The sequence below is a fragment of the Psychrobacter sp. genome (genome assembly GCF_036731945.1).
Taxonomy (GTDB): domain Bacteria; phylum Pseudomonadota; class Gammaproteobacteria; order Pseudomonadales; family Moraxellaceae; genus Psychrobacter.
In genome coordinates, this window is record NZ_DAINDI010000008.1 from 46,238 (window position 1) to 47,921 (window position 1,684).

Sequence of the window (1,684 nt, forward strand, 5' to 3'; positions counted from 1 at the left end):
AAAATGTAATAGTAACTACAATGACCTGTATTACCGACTGTCGGCATAGGTATAGCGATAATGATAGCTATATTTACTCATAAGACCTTGCTTGACATCGTTAAGAATAATGCCATCTACTTGGATATTAGACTCATCCATTTGCTTAACGGCATAGATCAACTGTTTTTCCATTGAAGCGTCGTACCTAGTTATCATGAGTACTTTGTCTGCATGTTGCGCTAATACCATAGCGTCTGAAGCGGCCAATAATGGTGGTGAGTCAATGATAATGTAGTCGTACTGAGACTTTAATCTTGTTAACAAAGCATCAAATCTTTCGCTGATTAATAGCGATTCAGGATCACTGGGATGCCCTCCGCGTGGCATAAAGTCAATATGCTCTATACCCGTCGGATGAATAAAGTTATCTATACTAAAATCAGAAACCTCATTCGTTATTTGAGCAGCGGCGCTTTTGTTAAGTGGGTTAAGTTGCAAACTACTCTCGTCTAGCAACAGATAATCTGCCAAGCCATCATATTGACTCATACCAAAGACCTTGTGCAGCTCACCCAAACGCATATCTGCATCCATGACCAAAACTTTTTTGTTCAGCTGAGCAAAGACTTCTGCCAAATTAGCCGAGATAAACGACTTGCCAACGCCTGGGCTTTCACCAGTGAATAAAAGTACTTTTGCCTGTTGGCTATTTGAAATGACTGACGGCATACTTAATATAAGTTTCGTTCGAAGGCTTTTGATCGCTTCATAACTCAAACTACTATTATCAACATGCGCCAGCATACGAGGGGCTGCCTTTTTGTTAATACTTAATCGCGATAATACAGCAGAGCGTGGAATCGTGGCGATGACTGGCACCCCTGTCTTAGACTCAATACGTTCAGGGTCTTTAACGACATCTCTAAGTAGGTGCATCATAAATACTAATAAAGCACCTAGCAGAGCACCCGCTAGGGTGGCTAACATTGTTATTAATTGTTTTTTGGGAGTGACAATTCTATTGGTATTGATAGGCAAATCAATAATACGGGCGGCGCTGACTTCACCTGCTTTGACAATTTTTAGCTGCTCGTAGTTCTTAAGGATAGTGAGATAAATTTCTCTGTCGATGTTTACATCTTCAGAGAGGGTCAAAAACTCTCTTTGTACTTCTGGCAACTTATTGATGGTATTGTCGATTTGCTGCTTTCTAGCATTCAATACGCCAAGTTGTTCGTTGATCTGGATGACTAGAGGATGCTCATTGGTATAGTAAGTGGTTAGATCTGCTCTTTTTAGCTTAAGCTCACTAATTTGTGTATCAATTCCAGCATTTTCACTCAGCAATATTGACGCTTCTTGTGCCACATCAATGGTCCCAGAATTCTCACGGAATTTATTAAATATGGCTTCTGATTCTTTGAGTTTTTGTTTTAATGCTGGAATTTGTTTTTTCATAAACTCAATGGTTTTGATAGTTTGTTCCGAGCTGCGTGTTTGGTCTTGGGCACTATAAGACAGTACAATATGTTCTAATATTAGGCTGACTTGCTTTTGGTTTAGCCCTGACAAAGACAGCTCAATCATACCGGTCTTAGTGCCTTCTTCCACTACTGACAAAGCACTATTGATAGAGTCCGTGGTGATTTGCAGTGACTGCTTAGTAATATCGATAGGGTGTTCATCAGTAGGTAGATCATTG

At 40.0% G+C, this 1,684-nt stretch carries 1 protein-coding gene; it reads right to left on the reverse strand.

All coding sequences use genetic code 11. The features are described from left to right. Window positions 1-30 precede the first annotated feature (30 nt). A partial coding sequence (locus V7D75_RS02900) for a GNVR domain-containing protein (RefSeq protein ID WP_333613341.1) occupies window positions 31-1,684 on the reverse strand: 1,654 nt, incomplete at its 5' end.